This window comes from Exiguobacterium sp. KRL4, from assembly GCF_001870785.1.
In the GTDB taxonomy this organism is placed as follows: Bacteria; Bacillota; Bacilli; order Exiguobacteriales; family Exiguobacteriaceae; genus Exiguobacterium_A.
The window spans coordinates 193065-212255 of the sequence record NZ_MOLV01000005.1; the positions used below are offsets into that span (position 1 = coordinate 193065).

Below are 19191 nucleotides of genomic sequence, written 5' to 3' on the forward strand. Positions count from 1 at the left end.
ATTCTCCTTCATCAGACGCTGTAATAAAATAAGTTCATAACAACAAGTTTCACGATACAATTAAATAACATTTATGATTGTATAATACAACTATAAACCTGTCAAGAAGCCTGCCTTCGATTGACAGAGGACAGTGTGTGCGTAATGATGAGGGCAATGAATGCAAATAAGAGGTGACAACATGTCGAATCAATCCTTGGAAACGATCGAGCTCGAACTGGCGATTTTAATTCGTCGTTTGACGACGGCGACGGCGGATAACCGGAACTTGGATCGCGCTTCCTACTTACTCTTGCGCCAATTGTCGGATTCCGGTCAAGTCGGTGTCAAGACGCTGGCACGCGAATTGCAACTGGACGTGTCGACCGTCAGCCGGCAAGCTGCTGCGCTCGATCAGAAAAAATTAGTCGAAAAAATAAAAGACCCGACAGATGGCCGGGCTTTCTTCTACAACATCACGCCCTATGGTCAACAGGAACTCGAGATTTACCGGACGGCCCGTCTGACGAGTATCGAACGGTTGCTGACAGACTGGCCGGATGAGGATGCCGAATCATTTGGCCGATTGCTGAAACAGTTTAATCAGGCGTTACGGGAACGGTGAGTTTTTTTTACGACTGTTCCTGAATCATTAGATCGTCACATGAAATGGAGAGGTGGATTTTGACGTCCCCCTCTCTATTTGCGTTTGAAGAAATCATTTGATTCACGGGACTCTTGCCTAGATAAACGTCACCTTCTGTTGAATCCTTTCGATCTGCTCCGGCGTCGTGCGGCAACAACCACCGATCAATCGGGCACCTGCCGCGTACCACTCCGGTGCAATGTCTTCAAACGCGGTACATGCAGTATCACCGGACCATGTTTTACTGACCGGATCATAGTGTTCACCGGAATTTGGATAGACGATGATTGGCACATCCGTCAATCGCTTCAGTCCCGTAATGAATGCTGTTGCAATCGATGCCGGAAAACAATTGGCGCCGATTGCTGCGAGTTGTGGGTGATCGCCTAAGGCGTCGATGCACTCGGCTAACGTTGTTCCTTCACTGATGTGCGTCGCGTCACGCAAAGAAAAGGCCAACCAAGCCGATTGTTCCGGAAATGCTTCGAGCAGTCGGAACAGCACTTCAGCTTCCTGCAAGGACGGAATCGTCTCAAACGCTAAAACGTCTGCCCCTGCCGCAATCAAAGCTTTCAGGCGCGGGCGGTGAAATGCTTCGAGTTGCGCGTCGTCGACTCCGTAATGACCGATATACTCCGATCCGTCCGATAAATAGGCACCATAAGGACCAATTGATCCCGCAATCAAGGCGTGACCTGCTGCCTGTTCGGTTTCCGTACGCGCCTGCTGCGCCAGGTAGACCGTTTGTTTCATCAGTTCAATCGCGTCTTCCTCTTTAATCCCCCGGCTGCTGAATCCGGCGACACTCGCTTGATAACTGGAAGTGATGGCGCAATCTGCTCCAATTTTAAAATAATCCGCATGGACGCGGTGAATCTGCTCCGGTTCTTCGACCAATACCCGCGCCGACCACAGTGGATCGTCGAGATGGCTCCCGTGGCGCTCGAGTTCCGTTGCCAGTGCGCCGTCCAATAAGATATAAGGTTTTTCTTTTAATAATTGTTCAACTGGATTGTTGTTCTTTGACATCTTCCACACTCCGTTTCCATGATGTTTTAGTCAGATAATGGACGACGTAACATAAGGCAATGAAGGGAACACCAAAGTACAGCGCCACCCGTTGTGTTGGATCAAAAGCGATCCCAATCAAAGAGGCAAGACACATTAAAAAGGAGACGATTGGGACAAACGGATACCAGGGCGTTCGGTAGACCAAATCGGTTACATCATTTCCCTCTTGCAGATACCGCTTGCGGAACATGAACTGTGACGCACTGATACTCATCCAGACGACGACAACGGCAAGACCAGAAATCGAGACCAAGGCAATGTAGACGGAACCCGGCGCGTAAACACTTGAAAACAAAGCGAGTAGACCGCCGAGCATACTGAGGAACACTGCACGTGTCGGCACACCACTCGCATTCAACTTGGAAAAGAACGGAGTGATCATCCGTTGATCGGATAAGGACCAGAGCATCCGAGATGAGGCGTACAATCCGGAATTCGCCGCAGACAGAATCGCTGTCAAGATGACGAAGTTCATGATGTCCGCGGCAAACGGCAGACCGATTCGCTCAAACACGGCGACGAATGGACTTTCAAGCACTCCTTTTGAGTCGTTTGGCAAAAGAATCGCGAGAACAACAATCGTCCCGACAAAAAATAAGACAAGCCGGAAGACAGTTGTTCGAATCGCTAGCGGCACCGTCCGTTTCGGATCGACTGCCTCACCTGCCGCAATTCCGATCAATTCCGTCCCGGAGTAAGCAAAGTTGACGGCAAGCATCGTCATCAAAATGGCGAATGCCCCATTCGGGAACAATCCACCTTCTGTCAAAGGAGCAAGCAGCGGCGCCTGTGATCCGTCCGCGAGCGGCAAAAATCCGAAGATTGCTGCTGTTCCTAAGACGATGAAGACTAAAATCGTCAATACTTTGACGGCGGAAAACCAAAACTCGACCTCCGCGAACAAGCGGACCGTCAGGACGTTGATTCCTAAAATCATGACAACAAATATGCCGCTGAACATCCAGACCGGAACGTCCGGAAACCAGCGTTGCATCAATAAACCGGCTGCCGTAAATTCTGAACCGAGCGCAACCGTCCAAGTCAGCCAGTAGAGCCAGGCGACGGTATAGCCCGTTCCGGATCCAATATATTTCGTCGCGTAGCTGTGAAAGGCACCCGTCTCCGGCATATGTACCGCTAGCTCCCCCAAACAGAGCATGACCAGATACACCGCAAGCGCTCCGACCAAGTAAGATAAAATCGTTCCGACCCGCCCTGCTTGCTGGAGCGTATAACCTGTACTTAAAAATAATCCGGTCCCGATGACACCGCCGAGTGACAACATGACGATGTGCCGGAATTCCATCTTCCGTCGAAACGTTTTTTCCTCCATCTGTCCTCCACACTCCTCTTTCTTAAACTAAAAAAACGCACCCACATGCATGGGTGCGTCGGTCGACAATCAAAAGAAGCTTATCGATCGGGTACAACACCCGCAGGAATTAGCACAGTATCTCTCGACCTGTTGCTGAGGCTTCAAAGGGCCAGTCCCTCCACCTCTCTGGATAAGAATGTAATTTTTCATAACAGTACCAACCCTGTTTTAAATTGTCAACACAATTCAGAATTTATCACACAAAAAAACGCCTTACACCAAAGTGGTATAAGACGTCTCTGGCTTATTTTTTCGCAAACAAATCAGCTGTTTTCAATGCCATCCGAACCGCTTTGCGGTTCAATGTGCCTTGTTGATGCTTGATTTCTTTTGTTTGATTGTTCAACTTGCTTTGAAGTGATTTGATTTTTGTATCTTTTTCAGCCATTTTTGCTTTATCACGTTTTTGAGCTGCCACGATTTTTTGTTCTTCTTCCGGGAAGTACGATTCAAAGCGTGACACTGCTTCTTCGATACTGATTCCTGTAATCGGTTTGACGACTGGAAGCAACTCTGCTTTTGCCATTTCACGGTCAAACGGAACGTTCTCCGGATAGTTTGTTTCTTGGTAGATGTGCTCTAAATCATTTGTGTTCAAGAATTCAACGAAGTTATCAAAGTTACGTGCTTGTACACGTACCGGGCTTTGGAAGTCAGCCGACTCAATTACATCTGACAAGCGTGTGCTGTCTGTGATGTCGTTTGCCCAGATGTGTGTCAATTGGTGATAATCCGTTAATTCGCGCATCCGTGCATCTTTCGGAATCAGGATACTTGGTGTTCCGGCAAGTGTTGCCGTGATGTTACCGTGAAGACGGGCTCCAAAGCTGAAGTCTGCTTCTTTCAAGAAGTCGATCCATGTCTGTGCGTTCAAGAAGAAGCGGACACGGTCGTTCATGTAAGTCGGATCCGACATTTTAACCGGATAGTTCGTTACAGATAAGTCAGCAATCGGATGTGTCCCTGTGTACGTCAAACGTAACTCTTTCATCCATTGTGGGATGAAGTAGTGGTTCGGGTACTCTTCCATTCCACGTGTAATGAAGTTGAGGACGTTTTGTGGTGCAAGACGTGACGAGTTAACACCGATCATCGAGTCTTTCGTGATGTTCGTCTCACGGATTTTTAAGTCACGACCAAATGCATACATCGATGGGCAACCGATGACTTTGTGGTCGATTCCTTCGCGGAAACCAAGACGCGTCAAGTATTTTGATGTGATTTCGCCACGAAGTCCAAGCATGCTTGAACGTTCAAGGACTGCGCTGACAAAAGCTTTCACATCTTCATCGAATGAGAAACCTTCTTTTAAATCCGGCTCAAACGGTGCGCGTAAACCAACGCCGACGACGACGACTGGAATCTTGAGTTTTTTGATTAATTTCGTATACTTACGAAGTGTCGGAACGAATTCTTTACGGAATGCGTCCGCGAGCGGAATGACATATAAATCGAAGTTCGCATTGATCTCATCTGCACGCTCTTCTTCGTAGTAGTAGTAATCCGGTGTAATCGTCGTACCTTCTGTCATCAATGTACGGAAGATGCTGTATTGATAAATCAGGTTTCCGACGTTTCCTCCGATTGAATTGTGTTTCATTAGATACTCTGCGTCAAACTGTTCAAACGGTGTCATACCCGCGCGAATAATAATACGTTTCATGTAAAGTAAATCCCCTCTCACATCTGTGTTGTGGCTTTATCGTGAAATTAATACCAAAAAATATATTACGGTTTTTATCAATCTCATTAAGAATAGATGAGTTTGATTCAGAAAGTCAATGTATAGTCCGAACCCGTTCCCTGTTGAAAAGAGGTTCAGATCATGTATCTTCCCCATAATTTTTCCAATATAACAAAAAATAGGCTCAGCCTTTACTTCGACGATTTTGGTAAATCTGAAGGTTGGCATGAATCATACGCAACAGTGGTTGTGACAACGTGTCCTGTTCAGCCAGAAGATGACCAAATAAGTGATCGGCTTCCACCTCTTGTCCCTTTTCCATATCACGTTGTAAAGAAGACTTCATCGTGTCTGCCATCTGCATGATCTGCTTCTCCTGCGTCTTTTCGATACCTGGACTGAAAACAGCGCCTTTAAGTTCCATCGTTTCCTTCGCCTCGACCGTCAGCTGGCGGATGATTTCCATCCCGTCTGTTTGTGCTCGAATCGGACCGATCGGTGCACGGAATAAAGACGTCACACCGGAAAACGTCGTGATGAAGAGATACTTGTTCCACATATCACGAATGATCGTCTCTGAATAGTTGATCGGTGCGTTCGTCCCGGTCAGATGCCGTTCGAGTTCTTCCAAACGTTGTGTCCGTTCTCCTGTCAACGGACCGAACAGCAGATGATGGGAAGGACTCGTCTGAACGATTCGTCCCTGTTCATCAAGAGTCGATTCGATGAAACATAATCCGCCCAGTACACGATTTTCTCCAAACCAGTCCACTAACTTTTTGAGATGGGCCATACCATTTAAAAGTGGCAAGATGTATGTATGTTCCGAGACAAAAGGTTCGATATCTTGCAGTACTTGTTCCAGATGATACGCTTTTGTCGACAGAATAATCACGTCAAAGGTTTCATCCGCCCCTGCTTCAATTAAACGTGGCGTCAGGTGGATATCACCATGTAGACTGCTTATTTTGAGCCCGGATGTTTCCAACGCCTGAAATCGTCGTTCCCGTACTAAAAATGTGACGTCCTCCCCTTTTTCTGCTAGACGTCCTCCGAAATAACCGCCTACTGCACCGGCTCCTACCACTAAAATCTTCATCTTACCGCCTCCATTCTGTACTTATCCTATCACGTACCTGACAGCTTATTCATCACATATGACAATTTAATTAAAGCGCTTGCATTTTGTTTTCCGTCGTTTATACTACTTGTATACAAGTATACTCATTAAACAAAGTAGGTGTTTGGTATGTCGGATCTTTTGTACCCGATTAAGTGGTTGTCCAAAGCTTCCGCTGGCGAACGTGTAGCCCACGAGCTGCGGATGCGCATCATTTCCGGAAAAATCGAAAGCGGAACGATTTTATCGGAAAATAAGTTGGCCGCTGACTTCTCAGTCAGTCGATCGCCAGTCCGCGACGCCTTAAAAGTGTTGGCAAGTGAGCGGATCATTCGTTTGGAACGAATGGGGGCCGTCGTCGTCGGGCTGTCAAAACAAGACATCCAGGAAATTTATGATGTCCGGCTGTTAATCGAAACGTTCGTTTTTGAGCGAATCGTTAAGATGGATCGTCAGGATCTTGTTCGTGAACTGAGCAAGATCCTCGAAATGATGAAAATCGCCATCAAATATAAAGATGCGGATGAATTTTCCTATCAGGACGTTCTGTTCCACGAAACGATCATCCGGTCAATTGATCACGGATATGTCAGCATGATGTGGCAGAATCTCAAACCGGTCATGGAAAGCTTCATCCTATTGTCGATGCACCAACGACTCGAAGAGGATGTCGAGGACTTTGAACGGATCTTAGCGAACCATGCCCTCTACATCGAAGCCATCGAGACCGGTGACCGGAAACGAATGATCGCCTCCTTGCATCAGAACTTTGATGATGTGCAAGAGGTCGAGGATTTATGGAAGTCACAACAACTGATGACGAAGGGAGTCGAGCCACATGACTGAATATATGTTAGGGATTGATATCGGCACGACCAGTACAAAAGCGGTGCTCTTCACGACAAAAGGCGAAGTCGTCGGACAAACGAATGTCGGTTATCCGCTCCATACACCCAATCGTTCAACAGCGGAGCAGGATCCGGAAGAGATTTTTCATGCCGTTTTGGAAAGCATCCGCTTGATGACGAAACAACATCCGACGGAGCAACCGAAGTTCGTCGCCTTCAGCAGCGCGATGCACAGTCTGATTGCGATGGATGAACACGATCAACCGTTGACCGCCTGCATCACGTGGGCAGACAGCAGAAGTGAGGCCTGGTCGAACCGGATCAAGGAACAATATGGTTATTCGATCTATCACCGGACCGGAACACCGGTTCATCCGATGTCTCCGCTCAGCAAGATTTGTTGGCTCGTCGAAGAACACCCGGACATTGCCGCACAGACAAAAAAATACGTCGGCATCAAAGAATTTGTTTTCCAACGCCTGTTCGGAAAATACGTCATCGACCACTCGCTCGCGTCCGCAACCGGCTTGTTTAACATTCATGAACTCGACTGGGACACAGAAGCTTTACAAGTCGCAGGCATTGATCCATCGAAACTCTCGAAGCCTGTTTCAACGACGACTTCGTTTACGAATTTCGCACCGGAATACGCTAAACAAATTGGCCTAGATCCCTCTACACCGTTCCTGATCGGAGCAAGCGACGGCGTCCTGTCGAATCTCGGCGTCAATGCGATCCGTAAAGGCGAAATCGCGATTACGATCGGAACGAGCGGTGCGATCCGGACGATCATCGACCGGCCGCAAACCGACGAAAAAGGCCGGATTTTCTGTTATGCCTTAACCGAAAACCATTGGGTCATCGGTGGTCCGGTCAATAACGGAGGGATGGTCTTACGCTGGATCCGGGATGAGCTCGCATCGTCTGAAGTCGAAACAGCGAAACGACTCGGGATTGATCCGTATGCTGTCTTGACGAAGATTGCCGAACGTGTCCGTCCGGGATCAGACGGTTTACTGTTCCATCCGTATCTGTCCGGCGAACGGGCTCCGCTTTGGAATCCGGACGTCAGCGGTTCGTTCTTCGGATTGACGCTGTCGCACAAAAAGGAACATATGATTCGGGCAGCCCTGGAAGGTGTCATCTATAACTTGTACACCGTTTTCCTTGCGTTAATCGAATGTATGGACGGTCCGGTCACACGGATTCAGGCAACCGGGGGGTTTGCCCGTTCTGAAGTCTGGCGTCAAATGATGGCGGATATTTTCGAGTCGGAAGTCGTCATTCCGGAAAGTTTTGAAAGTTCGTGTCTCGGGGCCTGTATTCTCGGATTGTATGCGACAGGGGAAGTCGATTCATTTGAGGTGGCAGCAGATATGATTGGCGATACACATCGCCATGTGCCGAATGAGGAAGCAATGCACGAATACCGTCAGTTATTACCGATCTTCATCAGTTTGGCGCGCGTTCTCGAAACCGATTACCGGCGCATCGCTACGTATCAACGGGGTTTGATTCAAAAAGAAATTTAATTTAACGTTTTTGGGGGAAGTCACATGCCATTAGTCATTGTTGCCATCGGGATTGTTCTGTTACTCGTTTTAATTATGGGGTTAAAATTAAACACGTTCGTTGCATTAATTATCGTCTCGTTCGTCGTCGCTTTACTTCTCGGAATGCCGCTTGATCAAATCGTTACGACGATTGAAGCCGGTCTCGGCGGAACGCTTGGTCATCTCGCTCTGATTTTCGGGCTCGGTGCGATGCTCGGAAAATTAATTGCCGACGCAGGTGGTGCGCAACGGATCGCGATGACGCTTGTCGCGAAATTTGGGGAAAAGAACATCCAGTGGGCCGTCGTTGTCGCTTCATTCATCATAGGGATTGCCTTATTCTTTGAAGTTGGATTGGTTTTATTGATTCCAATCGTCTTCGCCATCTCACGTCAGTTGCGCGTTTCGATTCTTTATCTCGGGATTCCGATGGTCGCTGCTTTATCGGTCACTCACGGTTTCCTGCCGCCTCATCCGGGCCCAACTGTCATTGCCGGCGAGTACGGGGCCGATCTTGGTCAAGTTCTCTTATACGGCTTTATCGTGGCCGTGCCGACCGTCATCATCGCCGGTCCAATCTTCACGAAAATCGCGAAGCGTATCGTACCGGAATCATTCAAGAAAACAGGCAGCATCGCGTCACTCGGGGAACAGAAGGAATTTGATTTAAATGATACACCAGGGTTCGGCATCAGTGTTTTCACGGCGATGTTACCGGTCCTCCTGATGTCGATTGCAACCGTATTAACGTTATTACAAAAAACACTCGGCTGGGACAGCAATCCCGCTTTAGCTGCCGTTCAGTTTATCGGAAACGCGTCGACGGCGATGCTGATTTCCTTGCTCGTCGCTGTCTATACGATGGGACTGGCCCGCCAGATTCCGATCAAAACGGTCATGGATTCATGTACGACCGCGATCACGCAAATCGGGATGATGCTGCTGATCATCGGTGGTGGTGGTGCCTTCAAACAGGTCTTGATTGATGGAGGTGTCGGTGATTATGTCGCTGAAATCTTTGACGGAACAACCTTATCACCGATCTTACTCGCCTGGATCATCGCCGCCATCTTACGGATTTCACTTGGTTCGGCAACCGTCGCTTCACTGACGACAGCCGGTCTCGTCATTCCGTTGCTCGGTCAATCGGACGTCAACCTGGCACTCGTCGTCTTGGCAACAGGAGCCGGTAGTTTAATCGCTTCACACGTTAACGATGCCGGGTTCTGGATGTTTAAAGAATATTTTGGATTAACAATGAAAGAAACGTTCGCGACGTGGACTTTGCTTGAAACAATCATTTCCGTCTTCGGACTTGGATTCGTCCTCTTACTCAGTCTCGTCGTCTAAAAAAAGGAGTCGATCTATATGCTACATTCAATCGGAGTCATCGGGCTCGGTGTCATGGGGCGCAACATCGCCCTCAACATGGCGAGCCATCAAGAAGACGTCGCCGTCTACAACTACACACGCGATTTAACGGATGACTTAATGGCACATAACGAAGGATTGTCGCTGCATCCCTATTATGAAGTGGTAGATTTCGTTCAATCCCTTGCACGTCCACGGAAAATTTTCGTCATGGTCACGGCAGGAAGTGCGATTGATTCGGTCATCGAATCACTCGTACCGCATCTCGAGACCGGCGACATCATCATGGACGGTGGGAATTCTCACTTCCTCGATACAGAACGTCGTTTTGATCAATTGCAGCAACACAAGATCGAATACATCGGTGTCGGTGTCTCCGGCGGTGAAGTCGGCGCGCGGACCGGTCCTGCCATCATGCCGGGCGGAACAAAAGAAGCGTACGCGCAAGTCGCACCGATTTTGACGAAGATTGCCGCCAAAGTGAACGGCGAGCCATGCTGTGTCTACATCGGACCAAAAGGTGCCGGTCATTTCGTTAAGATGGTCCATAACGGCATTGAATATGCCGACATGCAATTAATTGCGGAAGCGTATAGTTTCCTCCGGGTCCGTCTTGGACTCGATGTCGAAGAAATCGCTGATGTCTTCTCGTCTTGGAATGAAGGCGAGCTGAAAAGTTACCTGATTGAAATCACAGCGGATATTCTCCGGAAAAAAGATGACGAAACCGGTCTTCCGTTGATCGATGTCATCTTGGACCAAGCCGGTCAAAAAGGCACAGGCAAATGGACGAGCATGCAATCGATTGATAACGGAATTGCCTCTTCGATCATTACGGAAGCGCTCTTTGCCCGCTATCTCTCGGCTGTCAAAGAAGAACGTGTCGCGGCGTCAGCCGTCTTGACCGGACCAGACGAGCGTGAAACCCTTGATAAAGACATCTGGATCGAACGAATCCGCCAAGCGCTTTATATGGGGAAAATTGCGGCCTATGCACAAGGCTTCACGCAATACCGGACGTCTTCTGAACTGTATGACTGGAACTTACGCCTCGAAGAAATCGCTTTGATTTTCCGCGGCGGTTGTATCATCCGAGCGGAGTTCCTGAACGTCATCAGTGAGGCTTTCGCGAAGGACGAGTCGCTTGCGAACTTGATGCTCGCGCCGTACTTTGCCGAGAAGGTTCAGGACTATCAAACGTCACTGCGCCAAGTCGTCGCAGAAGATTCCTTATCCGGGCTCGCTGCTCCGTGTCTCAGCACATCGTTGACGTATTACGACAGCTACCGGACGGCTAATTCCAACGCCAACATTCTGCAAGCCCAACGTGATTATTTCGGAGCACATACGTATGCCCGGACCGATCGCAAAGGCACGTTCCACACCGAGTGGCAATAACTCATACAGCTCCTGTTTCCTGTTTCATTTAAGGAAATAGGAGTTCTTTTTCTGTTCACACTTTGTTTATCAGAATAGGAAATTGCAGGTTATCCCTTGACAAAACAAAGCGGTTATATGAAATTAGTATTAGATTAGAATTATTCTAGTGTGATAGATACAGCTTTTTCTTTTCACTAGAACAGATTCTTAAATAGAACCCAACAGGAGGATTTTTATCATGTCTTTAATCGGAAATGAAGTAAAACCATTCAGTGCATCAGCATTCCATAACGGAGAGTTCGTCGATCTTACAGATGCTAACCTTCGTGGAAAATGGAGTGTCGTTTGTTTCTACCCAGCAGACTTTACATTCGTTTGCCCGACTGAGCTCGAAGATCTTCAAAACCAATATGCAACACTCAAAGCGCTTGACGTTGAAGTCTACTCGGTTTCAACAGATACGCACTTTACACATAAAGCATGGCACGAAACTTCAGAAACAATCGGTAAAATCGAGTACGTCATGATTGGTGATCCGTCACACGTCATCTCACGTAACTTTGAAGTATTAAACGAACAAGATGGACTTGCAGACCGCGGAACGTTCATCATCGATCCAGACGGTGTCATCCAGACGGTTGAGATCAACGCAGACGGCATTGGCCGTGACGCAAGCACACTCGTCAACAAAATCAAAGCAGCACAATACGTACGCAACAACCCAGGCGAAGTATGCCCAGCGAAATGGGAAGAAGGTTCTGCAACACTCACACCGAGCCTTGACCTCGTCGGAAAAATTTAAGGAGCGGATTTGAGATGGCTTTAGCAGCAGATATTAAAGCACAACTCGCTCAATACTTGGAGTTATTGGAAGGAGATCTTGTCCTCGCGGTCAGCGCCGGGGCGGACTCCGTTTCTCTTGAGATGAGCGAGCTCGTCGAAGAAATCGCGAGCATGTCACCACGAATCAGTATCGAACAGGCGTCACTGGCCCGGACACCAAGCTTCAGCGTCAATCGTGTCGGTGAAGAAAGTGGCATCACGTTTGCCGGGATTCCACTCGGTCACGAGTTCACGTCCCTCGTCTTGGCGTTACTCCAAGTCAGCGGTCGTGCACCAAAAGTCGATGCCTCACTGATCGATCAGATCAAAGGTATCAAAGAAACGTATCATTTCGAGTCTTACATCAGTCTCAGTTGCCACAACTGTCCGGATGTCGTCCAAGCCTTAAACGTCATGAGTGTCCTGAATCCAAACATCAGCCACACGATGATTGACGGCGGTGCGTTCAAAGAAGAAGTTGAAGCGAAAGAAATCATGGCTGTCCCAACCGTCTTCGTCAACGGCGAAGCGTTCGGAAACGGTCGGATGTCTCTTGAAGAAATTCTTGCGAAACTCGGCACAGGTGTCGACGCATCAGACTTCGCCGATAAAGACCCGTACGACGTTCTTGTCGTCGGTGGAGGTCCTGCTGGTGCCAGTGCTGCGATTTATGCCGCACGTAAAGGGATCCGGATCGGGATCGTCGCCGAACGGTTTGGCGGTCAAGTCATGGATACGATGAGCATCGAGAACTTCATCAGCATGAAGTATACGGAAGGTCCGAAACTCGTGGCGAGTCTTGAAGAACACGTCAAAGAGTACGGCATCGATGTCATGAATCTCCAACGGGCAACGTGTCTTGAGAAAAAAGACCTCGTTGAACTGGAGCTTGAGAACGGTGCGGTCTTGAAAACAAAGAGTTTGATTCTCTCAACAGGCGCACGCTGGCGCAACATCGGTGTGCCGGGCGAACTTGAATTCAAGAACAAAGGGGTCGCTTACTGTACCCACTGTGACGGTCCACTCTTCGAAGGAAAACGCGTTGCTGTCATCGGCGGCGGGAATTCCGGTGTCGAAGCGGCCATCGATCTTGCCGGTCTCGTCAAACATGTGACGGTGCTTGAATTTGCACCGGAACTGAAAGCAGACGCGGTCTTACAAGACCGTCTCGCAAGTCTTCCGAACGTCACGGTCGTTGCCAATGCGCAGACGAAGGAAATCACAGGAACAGACAAAGTGAACGGCATCACGTATGTCGAACGCGAAACAGGTGTTGAGCACCATGTCGAGCTTGAAGGCGTTTTCGTCCAAATCGGTCTTGTGCCAAACACAGACTGGCTCGGCGAAACAATCGAACGAAACAAGTTCGGTGAAATCCTTGTTGATCGTCATGGCGCAACGAACATCCCGGGTGTCTTCGCAGCCGGTGACTGTACGGACAGTGCTTATAAACAGATCATCATCTCGATGGGATCAGGTGCTACAGCTGCACTCGGTGCCTTCGATTACATGATTCGTAACTGATCATCGAAACGTCTTGCTTCGGCAAGGCGTTTTTTGATTGCAAAATCTAGTGTAAACAGAATCTCCATCAACTAAAGAGGATTTTCCCCGTGCTTTTCTCGAGGCGCAAGCCGCGGCTTTTGCGACCAAACGGTCTTGAAGCCGGGTCTCACTTGCCTCTGACAGCGCGCAAACGCGCTTTTTCTCGTAGAAGTCACGGGACATCCTCTTTCGGGCGCATACTTTCATCATTAGAGGTCAAAGTTCAAACTGACCCCTATAAATTGTTTGAAATTGATACTTTCAGCTAGTCCAGATATCTGATAGATTAAGAGTATTCAAAATCTATCATAAAGAAGGTCTGACACATGCAAAAAGCAGCACCGTATTCAAGCACTCGTACCCGGCAACTCGTCATCACTTCGATGTCGATTGCACTTGTTTTTGTCGCTACACTCTTCATCAATATCAAATTACCAATCGCAGCGAACGGTGGACTGGTCCATATGGGAACAGCCATGTTGTTCTTGATTGCGGTTTTATTCGGACCCCGGACGGCGATGATTGCCGGTGCTGTAGGAATGGGTTTGTTCGATATCGTTTCGGGTTGGACACTTTGGGCGCCGTTCTCTTTTGTTGGACGCGGATTACAAGGATTCATCGTCGGTTGGATCGCCTGGACATATGGTCATAATGGAACAAAAGTCAGTGTCAACGTGCTCGCAATGATCGTATCCGTTCCTGTCATGCTTGGTGTTTACTACATCTGTGAAGGGATTCTCTACAGCAACTGGGTAGCTCCAGCGTTATCCATTCCAGGAAACATCACACAAAACGTCGTCGGGATTCTCGTCGCGATTCCAGTCGGGATTGCCTTGAAGAAAACACGTTTCTTCCGTCAACGCGGCTGATGCACGACAAGCAACCCCGTCCTCTTGAAGAGGACGGGGCTTTTTTGTTGCCGATGAATACTCTTAACGAATCGGTTGGGCTTCCGTCAATTCGAGCGTTTTTGTGGTTTCAGCATGAATTTGATCAAAGAGATCCGGATTCGCGACGAGCGATGTCCCGTACGACGGAATCATTTCTTTGATTTTCGCTTCCCAGCCGGGCATTTGATCCGGGAAACATTTTCCGAGGACTTCCAGCATGACCGGTACGGCAGTTGAAGCGCCTGGTGACGCGCCGAGCAACGCTGCGACCGATCCGTCAGCCGCACTGACGACTTCCGTTCCGAATTGAAGTGTCCCTTTGCCTTGCGGCGTATCTTTGATGACCTGGACCCGTTGTCCGGCAACGACGACATCCCAGTCTTCCGTTTTCGCATTCGGGATGAACTCACGCAGTTCGTTCATCCGTTGTTCCGTCGACAGTAAGACCTGTTCAATCAAGTACTTCGTCAGTCCCATCTCTTTTGCGCCTGCCGCGAGCATCGTCAAGACGTTGTTCGGTTTGACCGATGTGATCAAATCAAGATTCGATCCCGTTTTGAGGAACTTCGGCGAGAAGCCGGCGAACGGTCCGAATAACAATGACTTTTGACCGTCGATGTAACGTGTATCCAAGTGCGGGACAGACATCGGCGGTGCGCCGACTTTCGCTTTCCCGTAGACTTTCGCATGATGACGCTCGGCGATTTCAGGGTTTTTACAGACAAGGAACAAGCCGCTGACCGGGAATCCGCCGATCTGTTTTGATTCCGGAATCCCTGTTTTTTGAAGTAACGGCAAGCTTCCACCGCCGCCGCCGATAAAGACGAACTTCGCTGTATGATGTTCGATCCGGTTGTCACGTTCATTTTTGACTTTGATTTCCCAACCGCCGTCGACCCGTTTCAAGTCTTCGACACCGTGACCATAATTGATCTCGACATCGAGTTGTTTTAAGTGATCAAACAGGATGCGTGTCAACGCACCGAAATTAACGTCTGTACCCGAATCGATTTTTGTTGCTGCGATTGGCTCCGGTGACGTCCGGCCTTCCATGATCAATGGAATCCATTGTTTCAGTTGTTCCGGATCTTCCGAAAACTCCATTCCTTTGAACAACGGATTAGCTGAGAGCGCTTCCAATCGTTTTTTTAGGAATTCGACGTTTTCCGCCCCTTCGACCATACTCATATGCGGAATCGGCATGATGAATTCTTTCGGATTCGGCAACACTTGTTCTTTGACGAGGTGCGACCAGAATTGGCGAGACAGTTGGAACTGTTCGTTGACCTTGACCGCCTTGCTGATATCGATCGTTCCGTCGGCATTTTCCGTCGTATAGTTCAATTCGCAAAGTGCAGCGTGACCTGTCCCCGCGTTGTTCCATTCATTTGAGCTTTCTTCCCCAGCACTCGCTAACTTCTCGAATACTTTAATGTTCATATCCGGCGCAAGCTCTTTTAACAAGACCCCTAACGTTGCGCTCATGACTCCGGCACCAATCAAAATAACATCTGTTTGTTTAGGCATACTGCTCATGATATCCTTCCTATCCCCGTTTGATATTATGGACCTGTCATACCAGTTGAAAGCGCTCGTATGACGACAACTTACCTTTCCAGTATAACCCTATCACAGGTCATTCATAAATTAAAATATCCGGTGTTTCCCGTTAAAAATAAATCTACTTTCCCTGAATCGAACGCGCACATCCTGAGACATACTTTCAGGGAAAGCGGATATATACTCTTATAGAAGAAAAAGGGGGAACGATTCATGGCGACACGCTGGATTTTCGGCAATCAACTCAGTCACAGCTTACCGCTTCTGACGGAAGCGGATCCGAAAGAGGACATCATCCTGATGGTCGAAGCAACGTCACGCTCGACCTGGAAAACGTATCATAAACAAAAATTAGTCTTGATTTTTTCAGCGATGCGTCATTTCGCAGACGAACTTCGGGAGAAAGGGTTTACGGTCGATTACCGAGAAGCAGACTCGTTTGACGAAGCGTGGAAGCAGCACCAGCAACAATATAAACCAACGCACCTGCTGTATACGGCCATCACCGATCACCCGATGCGTCGCGTCATGGAACGGTTTCAAAACAACCTTCCAAAAACGATCACCGTCGACGTCTGTTCCGATGTTCCGCTCTTTTTGTTAACGCAGGACGAAGCCATCGCCATGCTCGGGGACAAACCGTGGAAGATGGACCGCTTTTACCGGCAACTTCGAAAGGACCGCCGCCTGTTGATGAACGGAAACAAACCGCTCGGCGGAAAATGGTCGTTTGACGCCGACAATCGAAAACCGGCGAAGGACGGTTTTGATTTTAAGGCACCGATTCAGTTTCGACCGGATCAAGTCACGCGTGATGTCATCCAAAAAGTCGAGACGACGTTTGCGGACCATCCGGGTCAGCTTAATGCGTTCCACTGGCCGGTCGCGCGAGCAGAAGCACAGCGGGCGCTCGCGCATTTCATCGAGGAACGGCTCGAGACATTCGGCACCTATCAGGATGCGATGTTGACAGGAGAGGATACGTTATCGCATTCGTTGCTCTCGTCGTCCATCAACATCGGATTATTGTCGCTGGACGAAGTCATTCAAGCTGCAGCGGCTGCACTTGAAGATCAGGAAGCGCCACTTAATGCCGTCGAAGGTTTCATCCGCCAAATCCTCGGCTGGCGCGAGTACATGCGGGCGGTCTATCTAAGTGAGATGCCTGGTTACGAACAGGTTAATGTCCTGCAACACAACCGTGACTTGCCGGACTTCTTCTGGGACGGTCAGACGACGATGACCTGCGTCGCTGAGTCACTGCGACCTGTCATCGAAACGGCGCACAATCATCATATCCAGCGGCTGATGGTGCTCGGAAACTTTGCCAACCTGTTTGAGATTTCGCCGCAACAGACAGCAGACTGGTTCAATGAGATGTACATCGATGCCTATGACTGGGTCGTCCTTCCGAATGTGCTCGGGATGGCCTTGCATGCCGACGGTGGTATCCTGTCGACGAAACCGTATATCGCATCAGCGAACTACATCCATAAGATGAGCGACTACTGCGGGAACTGTCCCTTTAATCAGAAAGATGCTCTTGGGGACAATGCCTGTCCGTTCAATGCCTTGTATTGGGACTTCATCGCCCGGCACGAGGAACGTTTCTCCGGCAACCAACGGATGTCGATGATGTACCGGCAGTGGGCGAAGCGGGACCAAGCGGATCAGCAGGCAATCCGTAAAAAAGCGATAGCCTTGAAACAGCAGTTGGCGGACGGACAGTTCCATCGCTGAGTCTTTTACCAAAACAGATCGACAAATAAGACCCGACTCCCTGTCTTGTTCGGCAGGGAATCGGGTCTTTGTTTATTTCCTTGATGCATCACGCACTGTGCCGTTCTGCTTTTTGATGTTTTTTCGTCCGCAGCTGGTACAGGACAAACAATCCGATGAACCAGACTGGTGTCAGGAGCAAGGCCGGACGTGTTTCGTCCGCGACGAGCATGACGATCAAAATCAGTGTGAACAGACCGAGTACGAGGTAGTTGACGAACGGTGTCCACGGCGCTTTGAATGTTGAAACGGCATGCAATTCCGGCTGCGTCTTCTTGTATTTCAAGTGACAGACGAGAATGACACCCCAGACCCAGATGAAACAGATCGCACTGATTGTCGTGACGATACTGAACGCCTGTCCTGGAATCAATTTGCTTAACAAGGCACCACCCGAGACGACCAATGTCGAGATGAACAAGGCATTTGCCGGCACGTGATTCTTATTCAGCTTCGAAAAAGATTTAGGTGCTTGCTTTTGATTCCCGAGATTGTACAAAATCCGGCTCGTCGAGAACATTCCGCTGTTACAAGCGGAAGCAGCCGACGTCAGGACAACGAAGTTGATGATTCCGGCAGCAAGCGGAATCCCGATCAGACTAAACGTCTTGACGAACGGACTTTCCGTTGCGTTCAGTCCGGTCCATGGATTGATCATCAGAAGGACCAGTAAGGCACCGACGTAGAAGAATAAAATCCGTAACGGAATCTTATTGATCGCTGATGGAATGTTCTTTTTCGGATCAGCCGTTTCTGCTGCCGAGACACCCACGAGTTCAACCCCGACATACGCGAAGACGACCATCTGGAACGACAATAGGAACCCGGTGATGCCGTTCGGGAACATTCCGCCGTGCTGCCACAGATTCTTGACCGTGACCGGTCCGGCATCTGTTTTGAAGCCGATGACGAGCAAGACGATTCCGACCCCAATCAACGCTAAAATCGTGATGACTTTGATCAAGGCGAACCAAAACTCGAGTTCCCCGAACAGTTTGACCGTCAGAAGATTAAAGCCAAGCAAGATCAACAGGGCGATGACGGCCGGAATCCATTGCGGAATATCAAACCAATATTTGACGTAAACACCGACGGCGATGACATCTGCCATGGCCGTCATGATCCAACAGAACCAATAGGTCCAGCCGGTTACGAAAGCGGCGCGCGGTCCGAGGTAATCTTCCGCGATATCCGTCAGTGACTGATAACCGGCTTTTGACAACAATAACTCGCCCAGTGCCCGCATGACGAAGAAAATCGCAATCCCGACAAGCAGGTAGGCAAACACAATCGATGGACCGGCCAGTTGAATCGCTTTCCCCGACCCTAAAAATAACCCTGTTCCAATCGTTCCACCAATCGCAATCAATTGGACGTGACGATTCGATAAATCTCGTTTTAATCCTTGCTGTTCCAAACCTGAACTCCTCCTTTGATGATCTCTCTACTTCCCCCGGTCAGACTGTTCTGTCAGTCCAACAAAAAAAGAGACTGGACGGGTGTCCAATCTCAAAAAATCATCAGAATAGCAAATAATCATCCTTTGCTTGGCAAAGCCAACACAAAAA

At 48.9% G+C, this 19191-nt stretch carries 15 protein-coding genes and 1 riboswitch; of the genes, 9 read left to right on the forward strand and 6 right to left on the reverse strand.

From position 1 onward, the window contains the following. The first annotated feature begins 181 nt into the window (after positions 1–181). Complete coding sequence (locus tag BLD48_RS05330) at positions 182–604, forward strand: MarR family winged helix-turn-helix transcriptional regulator (RefSeq protein ID WP_071499264.1); 423 nt, start codon at positions 182–184, stop codon at positions 602–604. Positions 605–721: 117 nt separating this feature from the next. Here the strand turns inward: BLD48_RS05330 and mmuM are convergent, their stop codons facing one another. The 4 genes from mmuM to BLD48_RS05350 form a co-directional block, all read right to left on the reverse strand. Next, positions 722–1654, reverse strand: coding sequence for a homocysteine S-methyltransferase (gene mmuM, locus BLD48_RS05335; protein WP_071499265.1), 933 nt, complete (start codon positions 1652–1654; stop codon positions 722–724). Continuing rightward, complete coding sequence (locus tag BLD48_RS05340) at positions 1629–3029, reverse strand: amino acid permease (protein WP_071499266.1); 1401 nt, start codon at positions 3027–3029, stop codon at positions 1629–1631. The genes mmuM and BLD48_RS05340 overlap by 26 nt, the downstream gene beginning before the upstream one ends. 77 nt (positions 3030–3106) lie before the next feature. Continuing rightward, positions 3107–3208, reverse strand: a riboswitch (SAM riboswitch). 107 nt (positions 3209–3315) lie between these two features. Then, entirely contained in the window at positions 3316–4734 is a 1419-nt protein-coding gene (locus BLD48_RS05345) for a polysaccharide pyruvyl transferase family protein (protein WP_071499267.1), read from the reverse strand. 205 nt (positions 4735–4939) lie between these two features. Beyond that, positions 4940–5854 (reverse strand): ketopantoate reductase family protein, encoded by a 915-nt coding sequence (locus tag BLD48_RS05350; protein WP_071499268.1) that lies wholly within the window; start codon positions 5852–5854, stop codon positions 4940–4942. Between the two features lie 150 nt (positions 5855–6004). On the opposite strand from BLD48_RS05350, the gene BLD48_RS05355 reads away from it, so the two are divergent. From BLD48_RS05355 to BLD48_RS05385, 7 genes are all read left to right on the forward strand, one after another. After that, positions 6005–6721 carry a GntR family transcriptional regulator gene (locus BLD48_RS05355; RefSeq protein WP_071499269.1) on the forward strand — a complete coding sequence of 239 codons (717 nt, stop codon included), beginning with the start codon at positions 6005–6007 and terminating at the stop codon, positions 6719–6721. Then, positions 6714–8255, forward strand: coding sequence for a gluconokinase (gntK, locus tag BLD48_RS05360; protein ID WP_071499270.1), 1542 nt, complete (start codon positions 6714–6716; stop codon positions 8253–8255). The genes BLD48_RS05355 and gntK overlap by 8 nt, the downstream gene beginning before the upstream one ends. A 24-nt stretch (positions 8256–8279) precedes the next feature. Then, positions 8280–9626 carry a GntP family permease gene (locus BLD48_RS05365; RefSeq protein WP_071499271.1) on the forward strand — a complete coding sequence of 449 codons (1347 nt, stop codon included), beginning with the start codon at positions 8280–8282 and terminating at the stop codon, positions 9624–9626. A gap of 18 nt (positions 9627–9644) precedes the next feature. After that, positions 9645–11045 carry a decarboxylating NADP(+)-dependent phosphogluconate dehydrogenase gene (gene gnd / locus BLD48_RS05370; protein WP_071499272.1) on the forward strand — a complete coding sequence of 467 codons (1401 nt, stop codon included), beginning with the start codon at positions 9645–9647 and terminating at the stop codon, positions 11043–11045. 220 nt (positions 11046–11265) lie between these two features. Continuing rightward, complete coding sequence (gene ahpC, locus BLD48_RS05375; protein WP_014971704.1) at positions 11266–11829, forward strand: alkyl hydroperoxide reductase subunit C; 564 nt, start codon at positions 11266–11268, stop codon at positions 11827–11829. Positions 11830–11843: 14 nt separating this feature from the next. After that, entirely contained in the window at positions 11844–13373 is a 1530-nt protein-coding gene (gene ahpF / locus BLD48_RS05380; protein ID WP_071499273.1) for an alkyl hydroperoxide reductase subunit F, read from the forward strand. Between the two features lie 347 nt (positions 13374–13720). Continuing rightward, on the forward strand, positions 13721–14263 hold the full coding sequence (locus BLD48_RS05385) for an ECF transporter S component (protein ID WP_071499274.1): 543 nt from the start codon (positions 13721–13723) through the stop codon (positions 14261–14263). Between the two features lie 63 nt (positions 14264–14326). Here BLD48_RS05385 and BLD48_RS05390 read toward each other — a convergent pair whose 3' ends face one another. Beyond that, the gene (locus tag BLD48_RS05390; RefSeq protein WP_071499275.1) at positions 14327–15820 is read right to left on the reverse strand and encodes a malate:quinone oxidoreductase; all 1494 of its coding nucleotides are present in this window, start codon (positions 15818–15820) and stop codon (positions 14327–14329) included. A 237-nt stretch (positions 15821–16057) separates the two neighbouring features. On the opposite strand from BLD48_RS05390, the gene BLD48_RS05395 reads away from it, so the two are divergent. Continuing rightward, entirely contained in the window at positions 16058–17584 is a 1527-nt protein-coding gene (locus BLD48_RS05395; RefSeq protein ID WP_071499276.1) for a cryptochrome/photolyase family protein, read from the forward strand. 88 nt (positions 17585–17672) lie between these two features. On the opposite strand, the gene BLD48_RS05400 is transcribed toward BLD48_RS05395, so the two are convergent. Continuing rightward, on the reverse strand, positions 17673–19040 hold the full coding sequence (locus BLD48_RS05400; protein ID WP_071499277.1) for an amino acid permease: 1368 nt from the start codon (positions 19038–19040) through the stop codon (positions 17673–17675). Between the last annotated feature and the right edge of the window lie 151 nt (positions 19041–19191).